The following is an 18423-nucleotide window of genomic DNA, read 5'->3' as shown; positions in this document are numbered from 1 at the left end:
CGGGCGTCGGCATGGCACCGACTGTGCTGCCGGGGCGGTTTCCGCCAGTCAGGCTGAAAGCGTTCGGGACATGACGGGAAAATCTGTGACCGTGGCCACAAAGATTTGTGTTTGTCCTTGCAGGTCCTAGACACTGTGACCACTCATCGATCCACCCGCAATGATGCAGGAGAAGTATGTTTTCCAAAGTTCTGGTGGCCAACCGCGGCGAAATCGCGATCAGGGCCTTCCGCGCCGGCTACGAGCTGGGCGCTAAGACCGTTGCCGTTTTTCCCCAAGAGGACCGTAACTCGATCCACCGCCAGAAAGCGGACGAGGCCTACCTGATTGGCGAGGAAGGACATCCCGTCCGGGCATACCTGGACGTGGCGGAGGTGGTGCGCGTCGCGAAGGAGTCCGGCGCAGACGCCATCTACCCGGGCTACGGTTTCCTCTCCGAGAACCCGGAACTGGCACGTGCGGCAAAGGAAGCCGGCATCACTTTCGTGGGTCCGCCCGCCGAGGTGCTTGAGCTCGCCGGCAACAAGGTGGCGGCCCTGAAGGCGGCCCGGGAGGCCGGGGTGCCGGTCCTGAAGTCCAGCGAGCCGTCCAAGGACCTGGATGAGCTCCTGGCCGCCGCCGATGAGATCGGATTCCCCATTTTCGCCAAGGCCGTGGCCGGCGGCGGCGGCCGCGGCATGCGGCGGGTGGACACCCGCGAGGCACTGCCGGAAGCCCTGAAGTCGGCCATGCGCGAAGCCGATGCTGCGTTCGGTGATCCCACCATGTTCCTGGAGCAGGCGGTCCTTCGCCCGCGGCACATCGAAGTGCAGATCCTCGCGGACGCCGAGGGCAACGTTATGCACCTCTTCGAGCGTGACTGCTCCATCCAGCGGAGGCACCAGAAGGTCATCGAGATCGCTCCTGCCCCGAACCTGGACGACAGCATCCGCCAGGCCCTGTACCGGGATGCCGTGAAGTTCGCGCAGGCACTGAAGTACGTCAACGCCGGTACTGTCGAGTTCCTGGTGGACACCGAGGGCGAGCGGGCGGGCCAGCACGTCTTCATCGAAATGAACCCGCGCATCCAGGTGGAGCACACGGTCACCGAGGAAGTCACGGACGTGGACCTGGTCCAGGCTCAGATGCGGATTGCCTCCGGTGAGACGCTGGCCGATCTTGGCCTCTCCCAGGACACGGTCAGGCTTCGCGGCGCCGCCTTGCAGAGCCGCATCACCACCGAGGACCCCGCAAATGGTTTCCGCCCGGACGTCGGAAAGATCACCGGATACCGTTCGGCAGGCGGTGCCGGTGTCCGCCTGGACGGCGGCACGGTCTACTCCGGTGCCGAGATCAGCCCCCACTTCGACTCAATGCTGGTCAAGCTCACCTGCCGCGGCAGGGATTACCCCGCCGCGGTTGCCCGCGCCCGCCGGGCACTTGCGGAGTTCCGCATCCGCGGCGTCTCCACGAACATCCCCTTCCTCCAGGCTGTGCTGGATGACCCGGACTTCATCGCCGGGGATGTGGCCACGAACTTCATCGACCAGCGCCCGGAACTGCTCAAGGCCCGCGTCTCGGCCGACCGCGGCACCAAGCTCTTGACCTGGCTGGCCGACGTCACCGTCAACAAGCCCAACGGCGACCTGGCCGTGCATTCTGACCCGGCCCACAAGCTGCCCGACGTCAAGGACATGCAGGCAGGGCCCGGTTCACGCCAGAAGCTTCTTGAGCTGGGCCCGGAGGGCTTCGCGAAGGCACTGCGTGAGCAGAATGCCGTTGCCGTCACCGACACCACCTTCCGTGACGCGCACCAGTCCCTGCTGGCCACGCGTGTCCGCACCCGCGACCTCGTCGCCGCCGGCCCCGCCGTTACGGCCCTCATGCCGCAGTTGCTGTCCGTCGAGGCCTGGGGCGGCGCCACCTATGACGTGGCACTGCGCTTCCTGGGCGAGGACCCCTGGGACCGGCTCGCCGCACTGCGCAAGGCCATGCCCAACGTCTGCATCCAGATGCTGCTGCGCGGCCGCAACACCGTGGGCTACACCCCTTACCCCGAAGAAGTGACCGAAGCTTTCGTCAACGAGGCTGCCGCCACGGGCATTGACATCTTCCGCATCTTCGACGCCCTGAACGACGTCAACCAGATGGCTCCTGCCATCCGCGCGGTCCGGGCCACCGGAACCGCCGTCGCAGAGGTGGCGCTTTGCTACACCGGCGACATGCTGGATCCGGAAGAGAAGCTCTACACCCTGGACTACTACCTGGGGCTGGCACAGAAGATTGTCGACGCCGGCGCCCACATCCTGGCCATCAAGGACATGGCCGGGCTGCTTCGGCCCGCTGCCGCCGCCAAGCTCGTCGCGGCGCTGCGTGAACGCTTCGACCTGCCCGTCCACCTGCACACCCACGACACCGCAGGCGGCCAGCTGGCTACGCTCCTGGCGGCTGTCGACGCCGGTGTGGATGCCGTGGACGTGGCTTCCGCATCCCTGGCCGGCACCACCAGCCAGGTGTCGGCGTCGGCCCTTGTTGCTGCGCTGGCCCACACGCCCCGGGACACCGGCCTCAGCCTGGACGCCGTCAGCTCGCTCGAGCCGTACTGGGAGGCCGTCCGCCGCGTCTACGCGCCGTTCGAGTCCGGCCTGCCCGGCCCCACCGGCCGCGTGTACAAGCACGAGATCCCCGGCGGGCAGCTCTCCAACCTGCGCCAGCAGGCCATGGCCCTGGGCCTGGGGGAGCGGTTCGAAGCGATCGAGGACATGTACACGGCAGCGGACCGGATCCTTGGCCACCTGGTCAAGGTGACGCCGTCCTCCAAAGTGGTGGGCGACCTCGCCCTGCACCTCGTGGGACTCAACGCGGACCCCGCCGACTTCGAGGCCAACCCGCAGAACTACGACATCCCCGATTCCGTCATCGGTTTCCTGTCCGGCGAGCTCGGCGATCCTCCCGGAGGCTGGCCGGAACCCTTCCGCACGAAGGCCCTGCAGGGCAGGAGCGTCAAGGTCCGCGACGTCGAGCTCAGCGCCGAGGACAGCGCAGCGCTCAAGTCCGACTCCAAGACCCGGCAGTACACACTGAACCGGCTGCTTTTCGACGGGCCCACCAAGGACTACCTGAAGAGCGTGGAGACGTACGGCAACATCTCGGTGCTGGATACCCGTGATTACCTTTACGGCCTCCAGCGCGGAACCGAGCACGAAATCCAGCTGGAACGCGGCGTACGGTTGATCGCCTCCCTGGAGGCCGTGTCGGAGCCGGACGAGAAGGGCATGCGCACCGTCATGTGCACCCTGAACGGCCAGTCCCGTCCCGTGGTGGTGCGCGACCGTTCCGTGGTGAGCAACGTCAAGGCCGCTGAGAAGGCCGATCCCGCGCAGCCCGGCCAGGTGGCCGCCCCCTTCGCCGGTGCCGTCACCGTCACCGTCAAGCCGGGGGAGACGGTCAAGGCCGGAGACACCGTGGCCACCATCGAGGCAATGAAGATGGAAGCGTCCATTACGACGCCGGTAGCCGGCAAGGTGTCCCGCCTCGCCATCTCCGCCGTGGAACAGGTCCAGGGCGGAGACCTGCTGCTGGTCATCGACCAGTAGGCTTCACCGGAGACGGCGAAAGGGTCCTCCCTTTCGTGAACTGCTCCCCGGAAGTTGGACTGATGAATTCAGTTCCGGCCTTCGGGGAGCAGTTTTTTGCGTGGAGACGGGAAGTCCGCCATGCCGGGAACAGTGGGAAGCCGCAGTGGTCCGGTCAGGCCAGCCAGCGCCACCAGCGTGGCTGCTCCGGTTCCGGCGCCGGTTCAGGCTCCGGCTCCTCGCCGAGGGCCAGCGCGGCCTGGACGATGTCGTCCGCGGTGAGGGTCATGACGGCTTCACGATCGAGGGCGTCGAGGCTTTGTTCCTCGTCCAGCGAGAGCCGCAGCGCCTGGCGGTTGAGTGCCTGCTCGAACAGTGTGCGGGCGAACCGCGCGTTGCCGGAGTCCTCGCCCGCATGGAGCCCGGTGAAGATGCGGCGCAGCATCTGGTCCGCACCCGGCTCCAGCATGTACTCGTGCTGGGCCAGCATCTGGTGGAAGATCGTCTGGAGCGCGTCCACCGAGTAATCGGGGAAGGTGATCTCACGGGCGAACCGGGAGCGCAGCCCGGGGTTCGAGAGCAGGAAGGACTCCATCAGCGCCGGATACCCTGCCACAATCACCACCAGGCGGTGGCGGTGGTCCTCCATCCGCTTGAGCAGGACCTCGATCGCCTCCGGGCCGAAGTCCATCCGGCCGTCCTCAGGGGCCAGCGCGTAGGCCTCATCGATGAACAGGACACCGTCCAGCGCGCGCCGGATCACCCGGTCCGTCTTGATGGCGGTCTGGCCGACGTACTGCCCCACCAGGCCCGAACGGTCCACCTCCACCAGGTGGCCTTTCTGCAGCAGGCCGACCGCGCGGTACATCTCGGCCAGGAGCCGGGCCACGGTGGTTTTGCCCGTGCCCGGGTTTCCCAGGAACACCAGGTGCTGTGATGTGGCAACCTCCGGCAGGCCGTGCGCCTTACGGCGTGCCTGGACCTGGAGCAGTGCGACGAGGGCCCGCACCTGTTCCTTCACGGTTTCCAGTCCGACCAGCGCGTCGAGTTCGGCCTGCACTTCGGACAGCGGCCGGGCCGGCCCGGGCCTGGCCCCCATGAGATCGCCCACGAGGTCGTCCACGCGCTCCGAACCGCCGGGCAGCTTGAGCTGATCGGCGAGGTGTCCGATGGTTTCGCGCAGGTCATCGAGCGGTTTGCGGCTGGCAGCCATGCAACCACTGTAGTACCCGATGCCGAACCAGGGGTGGTCCGTGGAACAGGAAAGGGTCCTCCCGCCATGGGAGGACCCTTTCGTGTTACCGGCCTCAGGAGCGCGGGGCGGAGTACATTTCCTCGATTACGCTTTCGAAGTCCTTCATGACCTGTGACCTTTTGACCTTCATTGACGGCGTGAGGTGCCCGGAGGCTTCGGTGAAGTCGGCCGGGACGATGCGGAAGGACTTGATGGCTTCGGCCTGGGAGACCGACGAATTTGCCGCGGTAATGAGGTCCTGCACTGCTGCCTTAACCACTGGATTGGCCGCTGCCTGCTCCAGGGTGGTGTCCGCCGGAAGGCCGTGGCGCTGGAGCCAGCCCGGCAGGGCTTCCTGGTCCAGGGTTACCAGGGCCCCGATGAAGGGCCTGTTGTCGCCCACCACGAGAACCTGCGATACCAGGGCGTCGGCACGGATCTGGTCCTCCAGCAGGGCCGGGATGACGTTCTTGCCGCCGGCGGTAACGATGATTTCCTTTTTGCGGCCGGTGATCCAGACGAAACCGTCGTCATCCAGCTTGCCGATGTCCCCGGTATGGAACCAGCCATCCGTGAACGCCTCCGCGGTGAGGTCGTCCCGCCCGTAGTAGCCGCGCATGACGCAGACTCCCTTAGCCAGGATCTCGCCGTCGTCGGCAATCTTGACGGAGTTGCCCGGGAGGGGCTTGCCCACGGAACCGATCTTGATCCGGGACGGGGTGTTCACCGTGATGGGCGCGGTGGTTTCGGTGAGCCCGTATCCCTCCAGCACCTGCAGGCCGATGCCCTGGAAGAAGTGGCCCAGCCGCTCGCCCAGGGGGCCGCCACCGGACACGGCATGGGCAACATGTCCACCCATGGCAGCCCGCAGCTTGCCGTAGACCAGCTTGTCGAACAACGCGTGCCGCAGCTTCAGGCCCAGCCCCACCCGTCCGTCCTGCCGCGCCTTCGAGAAGGCGATGGCAGTCTCGGCGGCCCGGTGGAAGATGGCGCCCTTGCCGCCGTCCTCGGCCTTGGTCAGCGCGGAGTTGTAGACCTTCTCGAAGACCCTGGGCACCGCGAGGATGAACGTCGGTTCGTAACTTTGCAGGTCCGCCAGGAGGTTCTTGATGTCCGGGGTGTGGGCCACCGTGGTTCCGGCTGCCATCGCCAGTACCGAGATGTACCGGGCAAACACGTGGGCCAGCGGCAGGAACATGATGGTCTTGGCATGCTCGTGGACAATTTCGCCGATGATGCCCAGGGCATTGTCCGAGAGTTCCACGAAGTTGCCGTGCGTCAGCTCACAGCCCTTGGGGCGTCCCGTGGTTCCGGAGGTGTAGATGATGGTGGCGACGTCCCGCAGTCCCGCAGCTTTGCGGCGGGACTCGAGGTCCTCGTCGCTGACGCCGCGGCCTGCTTCCCGGAGGCTGTCCAGGCCCTGGCCCTCAAGCTGCCACACGTGCTGCACGTCCGTCAGGCCTTCGGCGGTGACGGCCTGGCGGATAACGTTCTCGTGCTGGGCGGACTCGCCGAACGCGGCCACCGCGCCGGAGTCGCCCAGGTTCCAGGCCACCTGGGAAGGGGAGGAGGTTTCATAGATGGGGACCGAGACCGCTCCTGCGAACCAGATGGAAAAGTCCACGAGAGACCACTCGTAGCGGGTACGGGACATGATGCCCACACGGTCACCGGCGCCGACTCCACTGGCCATCAGCCCCTTGGCCAACGCCTTGACGTCGGCCAGGAATTCGGTGGCCGACACGTTGCGCCACGCACCCGAGGCGTCCAGGCGGGAAAACAGTGCCGGGTTGCTGGGCTTGGCCGCCTGCCGCAGCACCAGGTCAGTGATGTTGGTTTCGGGCGGGACAACAACCAGGGGCGGAACACTGAATTCGCGCACTATAGCTCCTTTGATATCTGAAGTCCCGCGCAGGGGGTTTGCCTAAAGACTAGTACCCCGGGCGGAACAGTGCAGTACACAAACCTACTGGCGAGTAACTTAGCCGTCAATGGGCGCTGTGAAGGGCTGTATGTCAAGACAATGTTTCCGCCCGCCTAGAATGGTGGACTATGTACGGACCGTTGCCCGGCGATCAGGCCGGCCCCCTGAAAAGACCAACTCCGTGGCGCCGCCGTCCCGCCACCCACCGTGCCGGACAGCTCCATGGCGGCGCCGGCGGGCACCTCCGCCTGGGCCGCAAGGGACTGGCCATCGGAATCGACATCGGGGGAACCAAGGTCGCTGCCGGCGTGGTGGACGCCGAAGGACGGATCCTCAGCGAGGCCCGCCGCTCCACCCCCGGAACGGACCCGCGGGCAGTGGAGCAGGTCATTGTCGAACTGGTGGAGGAACTCGGCCGGGGGCACCGCATCTGGTCAGTGGGCATCGGCGCAGCCGGCTGGATGGACCTTGCCGGGGGAACCGTCCTTTTCAGCCCGCACCTGGCCTGGCGCAATGAGCCGCTGCGTGACAACCTCCAGCGGCTCCTCCGCCGGCCGGTGCTCCTGACCAACGACGCCGATGCCGCAGCATGGGCGGAGTGGCGCTTCGGCGCCGGGCATGGGGAGGACCGGCTGGTCTGCATCACGCTGGGTACCGGCATCGGCGGCGCCATGGTGATGGACGGCAGGGTGGAACGCGGCCGCTTTGGCGTGGCAGGCGAGTTTGGCCACCAGATCATCATGCCGGGCGGCCACCGCTGCGAATGCGGCAACCGAGGCTGCTGGGAACAGTACGCTTCGGGCAACGCCCTGGGACGGGAAGCCCGGCTCCTGGCACGGTCCAACTCACCGATGGCCCAGGACCTGCTGGCGGCCGTGGGGGGACATCCGGAAGCGATCACCGGAGCCATCGTGACCGAACTGGCGCTCGCCGGCGACCCCGCTTCGCGGGAGCTGATCGAGGAGGTCGGCGAATGGCTGGGCCTCGGGCTGGCCAACCTGGCAGCGGCCCTGGACCCGGGGCTGTTCGTTATCGGCGGCGGCCTGTGCTCAGCGGGCGACCTGCTGGTGGAACCGGCCCGCAAGGCCTTCGCACGGAACCTGACGGGGCGCGGATTCCGCCCGGCTGCAGGGATCGAGCTGGCGGCCCTGGGCCCCAACGCGGGGCTCATCGGAGCTGCCGACCTTTCCCGCGTCAGCAGCCGCGTCCGCAGCTGAGGACGACGGCGGTGCGGCCGCCGGGGAGCTAGACCCTGGCGCCGTCGTCGTCGCCGTTCTTTTCCTGGGGCAGCTTCATGATCAGGTACACCGTGGCCAGCACGAACACCGCAACGATGCCAACGATGGCCAGCAGGGGTGCTGACCGCCAGAACATGGCTGAGAGCAGCAGTGCGACGGGTCCGCCGACGGCCCCGAGCCAGGCGAGCATGGTCAGGGGGTCGGTGCCGGCCAGGCTGGGCGGTTCCTCCGGCACGAACTCTTCGCCGTCGTCGTCCACGTCATAGTCCCTGGGACCCTCGCCGGGCCCGTCCGCGCCATTCCCGGGCCGCGCCTGACGTTCGGCCGCGGACATTTCGGCGGGAGGAGTTCCCGCCAGTCCCAGGGGATCGAAGTCGCGGAACGTTGGTTGCGCGGGGGGTTCCGGCGCAGCAGCCACCGGACCCGTGGGCAAATGTTCCCCGGGGGCGGGGGCGGCGGAATCGGGGCGGATCGCCACGGTGTCCGATTCCAGCCTTGCCACCAGGTCCAGCCAGACGGAGTCGTCCTGGTTGGCGCCCTGGTCCGGCTGGTCGGAGTCAGGCCTGTTCACTGCGGACCTCCTGTCCGGGCCGCGCAGGGCCGGCCGGCGCATCCTGCAGGACGCGCCGGATGAACTCAACAGACCCCTCAAAGATGCGGTCGGCGTCGTTGTCCAGGGTCGCGACGTGGTAGCTGTTCTCCAGCCGCACCACTTCCAGCGGAGCGTGCGTCAGTCCGCGCCGGAGGGCGTCCATGCTGGCATCCGACACCACGTGGTCCACGGCGGAGCGGTAGACCTGCACGGGTGCGGTGACCCGTGGCAGGAGCCGGACGGTGTCCCTGAACATCTTGTTCAGTTCGTGCGCAGCGGCCACGGGTGTGCGCGCATAAGCACCCTCATCCATCCCTGCCTTGAGGATGTCATTGCCGATGGACGGGGTGCTCTTGAGCACCAGCTTCAGGATCCCTGCCAAGGGCGCGCGGGGATCGTCAATCACCAGGCCGGGGTTCACCAGGATCACCCCCGCGACGGGCCGGGTGGCGGCAATGCGCAGGGCCAGCGCCCCGCCCATGCTCAGGCCGGCTGCGAAGACCTGGTCGCACTCGGCGTCCAGCTCCAGGAAGGCGTCATCCAGGGCGCCGTGCCACTGCTGCCAGCGGGTGCGGGCCAGGTCCTGCCACGTGGTCCCATGGCCGGGCAGCAGCGGCATGCGGACGGCGAAACCGGCTGCGGCGAACGCCGTGGCCCAGGCGCGCAGGCCATGGGGGCTTCCCGTGAAGCCGTGGGACAGGACCACCCCCGTGCGGGATCCTTCGCCGCTGAAGGGGCTGGTGAACGGGCTGTGGTCCGGACCGGAGGTCATGGCGTCTCCAAGGGACTGGTACGGCGGGCGTGGGCGGCGACGAATTCTCCGGACCTGGCGAAGATCGCGGGCGCGTCAACGTCCAGAGTAGCCACATGGCCGCTGCTGGCAAGGTCCACCACGTCGGTGAGGTTCGCGCCCAACCCCTTCCGCAGCAGGGCCAGCGATGTGGGCGGGACCACGGCGTCGGTACGCGACTTGAAGACCTGGACCGGGGCGTCGACACCGGGCAGCGCCCGCACGGTTGCACCGAACAGTTTCTTGAGCTCATGCACTGCCGCGAGCGGCGTCAGGGAGTAATCGCCATCGTTCGTCGCCGGCGCCCCGGTCTGCTCCTCCTGGATGGGGACCGTGGTCCGCTGGAAGTATTTGAGGAGGCCGATGATCCGTACCCGGCGGTCATAGAAGCTCAGGCCCGGGTTAACCACGCTGACGCCTGCCACCTGGTGGCGGGATGCTGCGAGGAGGGCAATCGCACCGCCCATCGACAGGCCCGCCGTAAAACAGGAATCCGTCCGGGCCGCCAGCTCGAGGAGGGCCTTTTCATAGCTGCGGTACCAGTCCTGCCAGCCGGTCAGCGCGAGCTGGCGCCAGTCTGTTCCGTGCCCCGGCAGAAGCGGGACGGATACGGCGTATCCGAGGTCCGCGAGGTGCTGTGCCCACGGCATGACACTCAGGGGACTGCCCGTGAAACCGTGGCAAATGGCCACCCCGGTGCGGGCGTTGGCGCCGTGGCCCGGATAACTGAAAGCGGCCGGACGGGACGGGGGGCTGCTTTCAGTCATGACTCCATCGTGTCACTGTTCCAGCCAAATCTCACTAGAGTAGGGTTGCATTGAATCGCTGGCCAGGCCCGACGCAGGGCCTGGGGCTGCCTTCCGGAGAGGTTCACCACGTGTTCTATTGGGTCATGAAAAGGATCTTCCTCGGTCCGGTGATCAAGCTGCTCTTCAGGCCCTGGGTCAAGGGCCTGGACAACATTCCGGCGCAGGGGGCCGCCATCATCGCCTCCAACCACCTGTCGTTCTCCGACTCCATCTTCATGCCGCTCATGGTGCGGCGCCCTGTGGTCTTCCTCGCCAAGTCGGAGTACTTCACGGGAACCGGCATCAAGGGCAGGCTCACGGCCGCGTTCTTCCGCCTCACCAACCAATTGCCCATGGACCGCTCCGGGGGCGCTGCCTCCGCCGCGTCCCTGAACGCAGGGATGGAAGTACTCAGCGCCGGCGGCCTGCTGGGCATCTACCCGGAGGGCACGCGAAGCCCCGACGGACGGTTGTACCGCGGCAAGGTAGGCGTGGCACGGCTGGCGCTCCAGGCCGGGGTCCCCGTGATCCCCGTCGCCATGATCGGCACTGACAAGGTCCAGCCCATCGGCAAGCGCCTGCCCAACATCCGCAGGATCGGCATGATCTTCGGCGAACCGCTGGATTTCAGCCAGTACCGGGAGCAGGCCGAGGACCGCACGGTCCAGCGCCAGGTCACGGACGAGATCATGTCCCGGCTGATGCGGCTCTCCGGCCAGGAATACGTGGATGAATATGCGGCCGTGGTGAAGCTGCGGCTCGCCGGGAAGCCGGAGGAACCGCGGGCTGCCGCCGAGCCCCTCGCGGCCCCGGCAGCCTCCGGAGACGGATTCATCCAGGACTCCGGGTCAGGCCCGGCGCCGGGCAGCCCCGGTGTGGAGGACGACGCCCGCACAGAGGCCGCGGGATAGCGGAACCTTCCGGCCGCCCCGCGGCAGTTGTGACGGGGACAGCGGGCAGCGTGACGGTCCGGTGCCCGGCGCTGCCGCCCTGCCGCTAGTCTTAGAGGGTGACTGAGCTATCTGCAAAACCAGCCTTTTCTCTGTCCAGCACCGCCCAGAGCGGAGCGGCCAACTATCCCGGACTGGACCATTGGCGGGACCTTCCCATCTCCCAGCAGCCCAGCTGGCAGGACCGGGATGTCTTTGAGGCCTCAGTGAAGGAACTGTCGGTCCTGCCGCCGCTGGTGTTTGCAGGCGAAGTGGACGTGCTTCGCGAGCGGCTGGCTGCCGCTGCCCAGGGCAAGGCGTTCCTGCTGCAGGGCGGCGACTGCGCCGAGACCTTCGAGGCTGCCACGGCGGACAAGATCAGCGCCCGTGTGAAAACCATCCTCCAGATGGCGGTGGTGCTCACCTACGGTGCCGCGATGCCGGTCATCAAGATGGGCCGCATGGCGGGCCAGTTCGCCAAGCCGCGCTCCTCCAATGACGAAACACGTGACGGCGTGACCCTGCCTGCCTACCGCGGCGACATCGTCAACGGGTACGACTTCACCCCCGAGTCGCGCGGCCACGACGCCGCGCGCATGCTGCGGGCGTACCACACGTCGGCCTCCACCCTGAACCTCATCCGCGCCTTCACGCAGGGCGGTTTCGCGGACCTGCGCTCCGTGCACCAGTGGAACAAGGGGTTTACCGAAAACCCGGCCCACGCCCGTTACGAATCACTGGCCCGCGATATTGACCGTGCCATCAAGTTCATGGACTCCTGCGGCGCCGACTTCGAAGCCCTCAAGCGGGTGGAGTTCTTCGCAAGCCATGAGGCACTGCTCTTGGATTACGAACGCGCGCTGACCCGTATCGACTCCCGCACCGGCTTCCCGTACGACACCTCAGCCCATTTCCTCTGGATCGGCGAGCGTACCCGGGAACTGGACCACGCCCATGTCGACTTCCTCTCGCGGGTACGCAACCCCATCGGCGTGAAGCTGGGCCCGTCCACCACCGGTGACGACGCCCTGCGCCTGATCGACAAGCTCGACCCGGACCGCGAGCCCGGCCGCCTCACCTTCATCACCCGCATGGGTGCCGGCAACATCCGCGAAAAGCTGCCGGCCGTCGTCGAGAAGGTCACCGCCTCCGGGGCGCAGGTCCTGTGGGTCACCGACCCGATGCACGGCAACACCGTCACCTCGCCCAACGGGTACAAGACGCGGAACTTCGACGACGTCATCGACGAAGTGCGCGGGTTCTTCGAGGTGCACCACGGACTGGGGACGGTACCGGGCGGCCTGCACGTGGAGATGACAGGCGACGACGTCGCCGAGTGCCTGGGCGGCGCCGACCCGATCGACGAGGATGCGTTCCTGGACCGCTACGAGTCTGTCTGCGATCCCCGCCTGAACCACATGCAGTCACTCGAAATGGCCTTCCTGGTGGCCGGCGCGCTCGCCAAGCACTAGGAACCAAGCCAAACGGTTCCAGGTGGGCAGGCTGATGCCTGCCCACCTGGACTACACCACCGTGATGGTGACGACGGAGCCTTCCGGGACCTCCCGGTCCACCGGCGACTGGTCCCGCACGGTGCCGAAGAAGCCACCCAGGATGTTGTTCACCCGGACCTGGAAGCCCAGTGCTTCGAGCGCCTTGCGTGCCTCCGAGGCCTGCTTGCCGATGAAGCTGGGGACAGCCACCATCTTCGGGCCCTTGGAAATGGTCACGGTCACCGTGCCGCCCCTGGTCAGCGTCCCGTTGGCCGGGGACTGGCTGACCACGGCGCCCTCCGGAACGTTCCGGTCGAACACCTGGTCGGGGGCTACCTCGGCAGTAAGGCCTGCTGCCTCAATCGCGGCGACGGCGTCGTCCTCGGCCTTACCGACGACCGACGGAACGGCAATAGGCTGCGGTCCCTTGGAAACCGTAAGTCCCACGGGAGTACCGTGCCGGGCAGGGGTGCCGGCAGCGGGATCCTGGGACAGGACGGTACCGGCGGCTGCTTCCTCATCAAATTTTTCGGTGACCGTCCCCAGCGCCATCTCCGCCGCGTTCAGGGCGCTCTTCGCCGCGTCCAGAGTCCCGCCGGTGAGTGGTGGCAACGGGAAAAGCTGCGGCCCCTTGGACACCAGCAATGAGACGGGCTGGAACTTCCGGATTTCCGTCCCAGCGGCAGGCTCACTGCCCACCACGAGTCCGGTGGGCACGTCGTCGTCGAAGACGTCGCTCGTGGTGGAGCGGAAGCCCACCCCGTTGAGCAGTTGCTGGGCCTGTGCCACTGTCTTGTTGGCTACTGCAGGCACGGCAGCGGCGGCACCGGGGCCCATGCCGAAGAACCAGCCCGCGCCCGTCGCCAGCAGGGCCGCGAGGATGAGGACCACCACCCAGATGAAGCCCCGCCGGCGCGGATTTCCCTCCCGCAGGGTACGAACCGGTGTGGCGGCGGCCAGCGCGCGGAGCTTCTCGCTATCCCGGTCCGCTTTCCGCTGCGCCCGCTTGCCCAGCCGCGGCGGCGGGGGAGACCAGCCGCTGTCGGCATCGTCGTCGTCGGGCAGCGTAAGCCCGGGCGGGTAAGCTGGCGCTGCCGGCCGGGAGGGAGGAAGCAGCGTTGTCGGATTGCTGGTGCGGCCCAGAATTTCCGTCGCGTGCTGCAACGCAGCGGCGGCCGCTGCCGGCGGCTGCAGGTCCAGCTCCGCATCGGTGAGGTTGGTCCGGATGTGGCGCAGCTCCTGGAGCAGCGCGTTGCCGTCCACGGGCCGGTTCTCGGGATCGTTGGCGGTACACCACTGCACCAGTTCATCCACTTCGCCGGCCAGCCGGGGGACCAGGTCCGACGGCGGCCCGACCATCCCGTTGACGTGCTGGTAGGCCACCTGGATGGGTACTTCGCCCTCGAACGGCTGCCGCCCGGTCAGCATTTCGTACAGCATGATGCCCACCGAGTAGACGTCGCTGCGCGCATCCGCCGGCTTGCCGAGGACCAGCTCCGGCGAGATGTAGGCCACCGTCCCGATCAGGGCTCCGGTGCTGGTTGAGCTGGTCACGGCACGGGCGAGGCCGAAGTCGCCGATCTTGATCCGGCCGTCGTCGGCGATCAGGACGTTTTCCGGCTTCACGTCGCGGTGGATGAAACCGGCTGCGTGTGCCGCCCCCAGCCCCTCCACCACCGGATCTATCAGTGCCAGCGCCAGCCGGGGTGGCAGGGCGCCCCGGTCGCGGAGGACGTCCCTGAGCGTGTGGCCTTTGATGTATTCCATGACGAGGTAGGCAGTTACGCCGTCGTTTCCCTGGTCCAAAACACCCACCACATGCGGATGGGACAGGCGGGCGGCGGCCTTGGCCTCGCGGCCCAGCCTGCCCAGGAAGTTTTCATCTGCTGCGAGGTGGGGATGCAGCACCTTGAGGGCCACCTCACGGTCCAGCCTTTGGTCCACGGCCAGGTAGACGGTGGACATCCCGCCACGGGCGATCCTGGAAGTGACGGCATAGCGGTTGTCCACCAGCGTCCCTACAACTGGGTCTGACACGTGTTCCTGCACCTTACGATCCTAATCCCGCAGCAAAACGCGTCTGAAATGAAAACGGGTCCGAACCGGTAACGGTTCGGACCCGCAATCATGAAATTGGTCAGCGGCCGGAGCTCAGCTGAAGTTCTTCTGGTGCGCCTTGATGGCCGCCAGGTAGGCCTTGGTGTCGTCGTACATACCGTTCTTGCTCACCGAGTACTGGCCCTGGTAGTAACCGGCGATGGCGGTGTCCTGGTCCTTGCTGGTGGCCAGGAGCTGCCGGATGATGGCTACCCCGGCCGTGGCGTTGTCGTACGGATCCAGCAGGTTCAGCTTCCGTCCAACCAGGTCCGATGCCCACTGCCCGGAGCTCGGAATGACCTGCATGGTGCCGATCGCGTTGGCGGGCGACACGGCGCGCTGGTTGAAGCCGGATTCCTGGAAGGCGAAAGCCAAAGCCAGGGAGGGGTCCACGCCCATGCGGCGTGCCGTATCCGCAACGATGTTCTTCATTTCGTCCCGCGAGGGAACGGGCGAGGCGTTCAGCAGGGCCTTGTTTTCATTGGCGGAGCTGACGACAGCGGCCGGGTAGCTGAACCCCAGGAAAGAACTGGGCACCAGGGGAGCGGCTGCGGGCTGGGGTGCTGCTGCGGGCTGTGCTGCCTGGCCGGAGCCCCCGGGAATCACCAGCTTGCTGCCCGGGTAGATAACCGTGGTCATGCCCAGCTTGTTCGCGGCGAGCAGGTCCGACAGCTTGACGCCGTGGCGCGACGCGATAGCGGAGAGCGTGTCGCCGGCCTTAATGGTGTACGAGCCCGTTGCCGGTGCCGCGGTATTTGCCAGCGGTGCAGGTGCGGGTGCAGGTGCGGCGGGAGCCGGGGCTGCGGGGGCGGGTGCGGAATCGCCGCCGCCCACCTTGACCTTCTGTCCCGGGTAGATGATGGAGCGCATGGAGAGGTTGTTCCAGGCGAAGACGTCCGAGAGGGAGACGTTGTGCCTGGCCGCGATGGCACCAAGGGTGTCGCCGGGCTTTACCGTGTAGGTCGCGCCGCCCGCGGGGGCCGGCGCTGCGGGAGCCGGAGCTGCGGGTGCAGCGGCGGGTGCAGGAGCCGCAGGCTCCGCGGAGCCGGACAGCTTGAGCTTCTGGCCCGGGTAAATGATCGTGTTGGCCTGCAGGTTGTTCAGCTTCAGGATGTCCCCGGTGTTCAGGCCGAACCGGCCGGCGATCCCGCTGACGGTATCCCCACGGACGATCGTGTACTCGGCGGGTGCCGCCGGCTGCGCGGGCTGGAACGCTGCGGGAATGGTGGTGGAGACAACTGCGGCGGGGATTACGGTGCCGGCCGCTTTCGCTGCAGCCTGTGCCTTCATTGCTGCTGCAAGGCTGCTGGGAATGTTCCGTACGGGCTGCTGGGCGGTCGCCGGCTGGGCGAGGGCCAAAGATGACAATACGACCGCTGGCAGCGCCGCAGTGGTGGCGGCAATCATCGGCAGACTCGGCTTGGGGGGCTGCTTGGGCGAGCGGGACATCGTCATCGGAAAGAATCCTCTTCTCAACTGCGGGTGCGGACGCGGACGGGGATGCCGCTGTCAATCTTGATACTACTGTGACTCAAGTTATTAGTGTTACAACTGTGATGTGTGTGAATCTCTCATGAATTTGCGGATAGCACAAGAATTTTGGAAATTCGGGTAATAGCTTCTTTTTGGGAGTGTCCCCAGGCCAGGGGCGGAATGAAATGCGCCGACTAGGCGCCGGGGTGGGCGGCGTGGCAACCTTGATCCGTGAGTAATGTAGAAAACCTGGTGGGCGAGTGGTTGCCGCTGCCCGACGTCGCCCGTTTGTTGGATGTATCAATCACCAAGGTGCACAGCCTTATTGACGAGCGTTCCCTGGCGGCTTTGCGCGTGGGGGACCGGAAAATCCGCTCGGTACCCGCGGAGTTCATCCAGGACGGCCAGGTAGTGGACAGCCTTAAGGGAACCATCGTGGTGCTGGCGGACGCCGGCTATTCAGACGAGGACCTTATTGTGTGGCTGTTTACGCAAGACGAGTCACTGCGTGGCCGCCCCATCGATGCCCTGCGTGAGGGCCGCAAGACGGAAATCAGGCGCAGGGCCCAGACCCTGGCCTGGTAACAGCCCGCTTCAGGAGGCTCGGCTGACCGTCGCTTCGGCCAGCCTCCGGAGGGCGGTTTTGGGCAACTCTTCCAGTTCAAGCCCGTCAAGTGCATCGAAGGCTGCCGAGCCGAATTCATTGATGAGGACTTCGGTGGCCTGGAGCGCTCCGGAGTCCTCGATGATCCGCCGGATCTCCAGGATGTCAGCGTCTGACAGATCCGGGCTGCCCAGGCTGGCATCGATGAATGCCGACTCTTCCGGCGAAGCCTGGTCCAGGGCGAGTGCCACCAAAACCGTCCGCTTTCCTTCGCGCAGGTCGTCGCCGGCCGGCTTCCCGGTGGTCAGCGGATCACCAAACACGCCCAGGACGTCATCGCGGAGCTGGAACGCTTCGCCCAGCGGGAGGGCAAATGCCGAGTAGCCCCGGAGCAGCTCATTGGTGGCTCCGGCCAGGGCCCCACCCAGGGCCAGGGGGTGTTCGGTGGAGTACTTGGCACTCTTGAACCGGATGATCGACTGGGCCCTGCCGACGGCACCGGCCCGGTCCCGGACCGGACCTGCTACTTCTTCCAGGATGTCCAGGTACTGGCCGGCCATGACCTCTGCCCGCATGAGGTTGAAGATGAGCCTGGCCCGGCTGCCCGACGCAGCCCGTTCGCCGATGTCAGTGAACGCCTCTTCGCTGAAGGAAAGGCAAAGGTCGCCCGCAAGGATGGCAGCGGCTTGGCCAAACCGTTCGCTGTCCAGCGCCCAGCCCTGCGCAGTGTGCAGCTGGCTGAAACGGCGGTGCACGCTGGGACCGCCCCGCCGCGTATCCGAACGGTCGATGATGTCATCGTGGATCAGGGCGGCCGCCTGGAACAGTTCAAGTGCGGCACCGGCCGTGACGACCTGGCTGGCCCCCGCCTCGCCGCCCGCGCCCCGCCAGCCCCAGTAGCACATCAGCGCCCGGAGGCGCTTGCCGCCGGTGACCAAATTGGAGATCGAGCCCATGATGGGTTCGATGTCGGGGGAAATGCCGGACATGACCGACTGCCGTGCCGTCAGGAAGCCTGTGAGCTCCCCGGCCACCCCTGCTACAAAGTCGGCCTGTTCATTCCTTAACTGCTCCGCGGCGGTCACTTTACCGACTCAGCAGCCACGTTGGCACCAATGGTGAAGGTGGAGACGCCGGCAGCTTCCACGACGGAGAGATTAACAGTCTCGTTGTCACCGCGGACGAAATCCTTGGATGCCACCCCGCCGACGTTGTCGCCCGGAACGGCCTTGAAACCCTGGCCCTCCAGAACCTTGCTGTAGAAATCGATGACAGAGGCGGTGGGCGCTTTGACGGTTCCCACGAGTGCCGCCGTGGACGGGGAAGACGCCTTGTCAAAGCTGCTGGACACCACCGTTGCACCGGTCATCAGCGGGAGGAGCTGCTGCGGAAAGCCCTCCACCACGGCGCCAACGGTTGCCGAGGTATTGGGCGACGCCGAGGGGCTCGGCGAGGCTGTCAGGGAGGACTGAGTGGCGGCGACGGAAGCGGATTGGGCTGGCTCGGCTTGTCCGGACGGGGCCTGGCTGCAGGCAGCCAAGACCAGCGCTCCGGCGGCGGCAAGCGCGGCGAGGCCAGCCGGCTTGAAGTATCCAATAGCCGTCACGACGACTTTCCTCCTGGTGTTGTGGGGGCGGAACCAGCCTCCAGTTTAGCCAGCCTGCGGTGCTCTCCCGACAAACAAGGGCAGCCCGCACAAACCGATAG

The 18423-nt window shown here is 66.7% G+C and carries 14 protein-coding genes; 5 read left to right on the top strand and 9 right to left on the bottom strand.

Annotated features, from left to right (window positions below; all coding sequences use genetic code 11):
• The first annotated feature begins 176 nt into the window (after nucleotides 1–176).
• Nucleotides 177–3575 carry a pyruvate carboxylase gene (locus AB0280_RS20285; protein ID WP_307489735.1) on the top strand — a complete coding sequence of 1133 codons (3399 nt, stop codon included), beginning with the start codon at nucleotides 177–179 and terminating at the stop codon, nucleotides 3573–3575.
• Nucleotides 3576–3729: 154 nt separating this feature from the next.
• Here AB0280_RS20285 and AB0280_RS20280 read toward each other — a convergent pair whose 3' ends face one another.
• Nucleotides 3730–4767, bottom strand: a complete 1038-nt coding sequence (locus AB0280_RS20280) for an AAA family ATPase (RefSeq protein ID WP_159632260.1) — start codon at nucleotides 4765–4767, stop codon at nucleotides 3730–3732.
• 94 nt (nucleotides 4768–4861) lie between these two features.
• Complete coding sequence (locus AB0280_RS20275) at nucleotides 4862–6670, bottom strand: AMP-dependent synthetase/ligase (protein WP_159632259.1); 1809 nt, start codon at nucleotides 6668–6670, stop codon at nucleotides 4862–4864.
• A gap of 170 nt (nucleotides 6671–6840) precedes the next feature.
• Between AB0280_RS20275 and AB0280_RS20270 the strand changes: the two genes are divergently transcribed.
• Complete coding sequence (locus AB0280_RS20270; RefSeq protein ID WP_307489730.1) at nucleotides 6841–7929, top strand: ROK family glucokinase; 1089 nt, start codon at nucleotides 6841–6843, stop codon at nucleotides 7927–7929.
• Nucleotides 7930–7957: 28 nt separating this feature from the next.
• Here the strand turns inward: AB0280_RS20270 and AB0280_RS20265 are convergent, their stop codons facing one another.
• From AB0280_RS20265 to AB0280_RS20255, 3 genes are read right to left on the bottom strand one after another with little or no spacing between them, the layout of a single operon-like run.
• A complete protein-coding gene (locus AB0280_RS20265) occupies nucleotides 7958–8521 on the bottom strand; it encodes a hypothetical protein (RefSeq protein WP_307489729.1) in 564 nt (187 codons plus the stop codon).
• A complete protein-coding gene (locus tag AB0280_RS20260; protein WP_307489726.1) occupies nucleotides 8508–9314 on the bottom strand; it encodes an alpha/beta hydrolase in 807 nt (268 codons plus the stop codon). The genes AB0280_RS20265 and AB0280_RS20260 overlap by 14 nt, the downstream gene beginning before the upstream one ends.
• Entirely contained in the window at nucleotides 9311–10099 is a 789-nt protein-coding gene (locus tag AB0280_RS20255; protein WP_366368551.1) for an alpha/beta hydrolase, read from the bottom strand. Before AB0280_RS20255 ends, AB0280_RS20260 begins: the two co-directional genes overlap by 4 nt.
• A 110-nt stretch (nucleotides 10100–10209) precedes the next feature.
• Here AB0280_RS20255 and AB0280_RS20250 point away from each other — a divergent pair, with 110 nt between their 5' ends.
• Both AB0280_RS20250 and AB0280_RS20245 read left to right on the top strand, forming a co-directional pair.
• Nucleotides 10210–11031, top strand: a complete 822-nt coding sequence (locus AB0280_RS20250) for a lysophospholipid acyltransferase family protein (protein WP_366368549.1) — start codon at nucleotides 10210–10212, stop codon at nucleotides 11029–11031.
• A gap of 98 nt (nucleotides 11032–11129) precedes the next feature.
• Nucleotides 11130–12521, top strand: a complete 1392-nt coding sequence (locus tag AB0280_RS20245; protein ID WP_275182054.1) for a class II 3-deoxy-7-phosphoheptulonate synthase — start codon at nucleotides 11130–11132, stop codon at nucleotides 12519–12521.
• 51 nt (nucleotides 12522–12572) lie between these two features.
• Here AB0280_RS20245 and pknB read toward each other — a convergent pair whose 3' ends face one another.
• Nucleotides 12573–14591, bottom strand: coding sequence for a Stk1 family PASTA domain-containing Ser/Thr kinase (pknB, locus tag AB0280_RS20240; protein WP_366368547.1), 2019 nt, complete (start codon nucleotides 14589–14591; stop codon nucleotides 12573–12575).
• A 102-nt stretch (nucleotides 14592–14693) separates the two neighbouring features.
• Complete coding sequence (locus tag AB0280_RS20235; RefSeq protein WP_275182058.1) at nucleotides 14694–16094, bottom strand: lytic transglycosylase domain-containing protein; 1401 nt, start codon at nucleotides 16092–16094, stop codon at nucleotides 14694–14696.
• Nucleotides 16095–16343: 249 nt separating this feature from the next.
• Here AB0280_RS20235 and AB0280_RS20230 point away from each other — a divergent pair, with 249 nt between their 5' ends.
• The gene (locus tag AB0280_RS20230; RefSeq protein ID WP_201302431.1) at nucleotides 16344–16697 is read left to right on the top strand and encodes an Rv2175c family DNA-binding protein; all 354 of its coding nucleotides are present in this window, start codon (nucleotides 16344–16346) and stop codon (nucleotides 16695–16697) included.
• A gap of 9 nt (nucleotides 16698–16706) precedes the next feature.
• Here the strand turns inward: AB0280_RS20230 and AB0280_RS20225 are convergent, their stop codons facing one another.
• Nucleotides 16707–17801 (bottom strand): polyprenyl synthetase family protein, encoded by a 1095-nt coding sequence (locus AB0280_RS20225; protein ID WP_224025668.1) that lies wholly within the window; start codon nucleotides 17799–17801, stop codon nucleotides 16707–16709.
• Nucleotides 17798–18322, bottom strand: coding sequence for a hypothetical protein (locus tag AB0280_RS20220; RefSeq protein ID WP_159632250.1), 525 nt, complete (start codon nucleotides 18320–18322; stop codon nucleotides 17798–17800). The genes AB0280_RS20225 and AB0280_RS20220 overlap by 4 nt, the downstream gene beginning before the upstream one ends.
• Nucleotides 18323–18423 lie beyond the last annotated feature (101 nt).

Source organism: Pseudarthrobacter sp. 902506025, from assembly GCF_040702325.1.
GTDB lineage: Bacteria > Actinomycetota > Actinomycetes > Actinomycetales > Micrococcaceae > Arthrobacter.
This window is presented reverse-complemented; position numbering and strand designations above follow the sequence as displayed.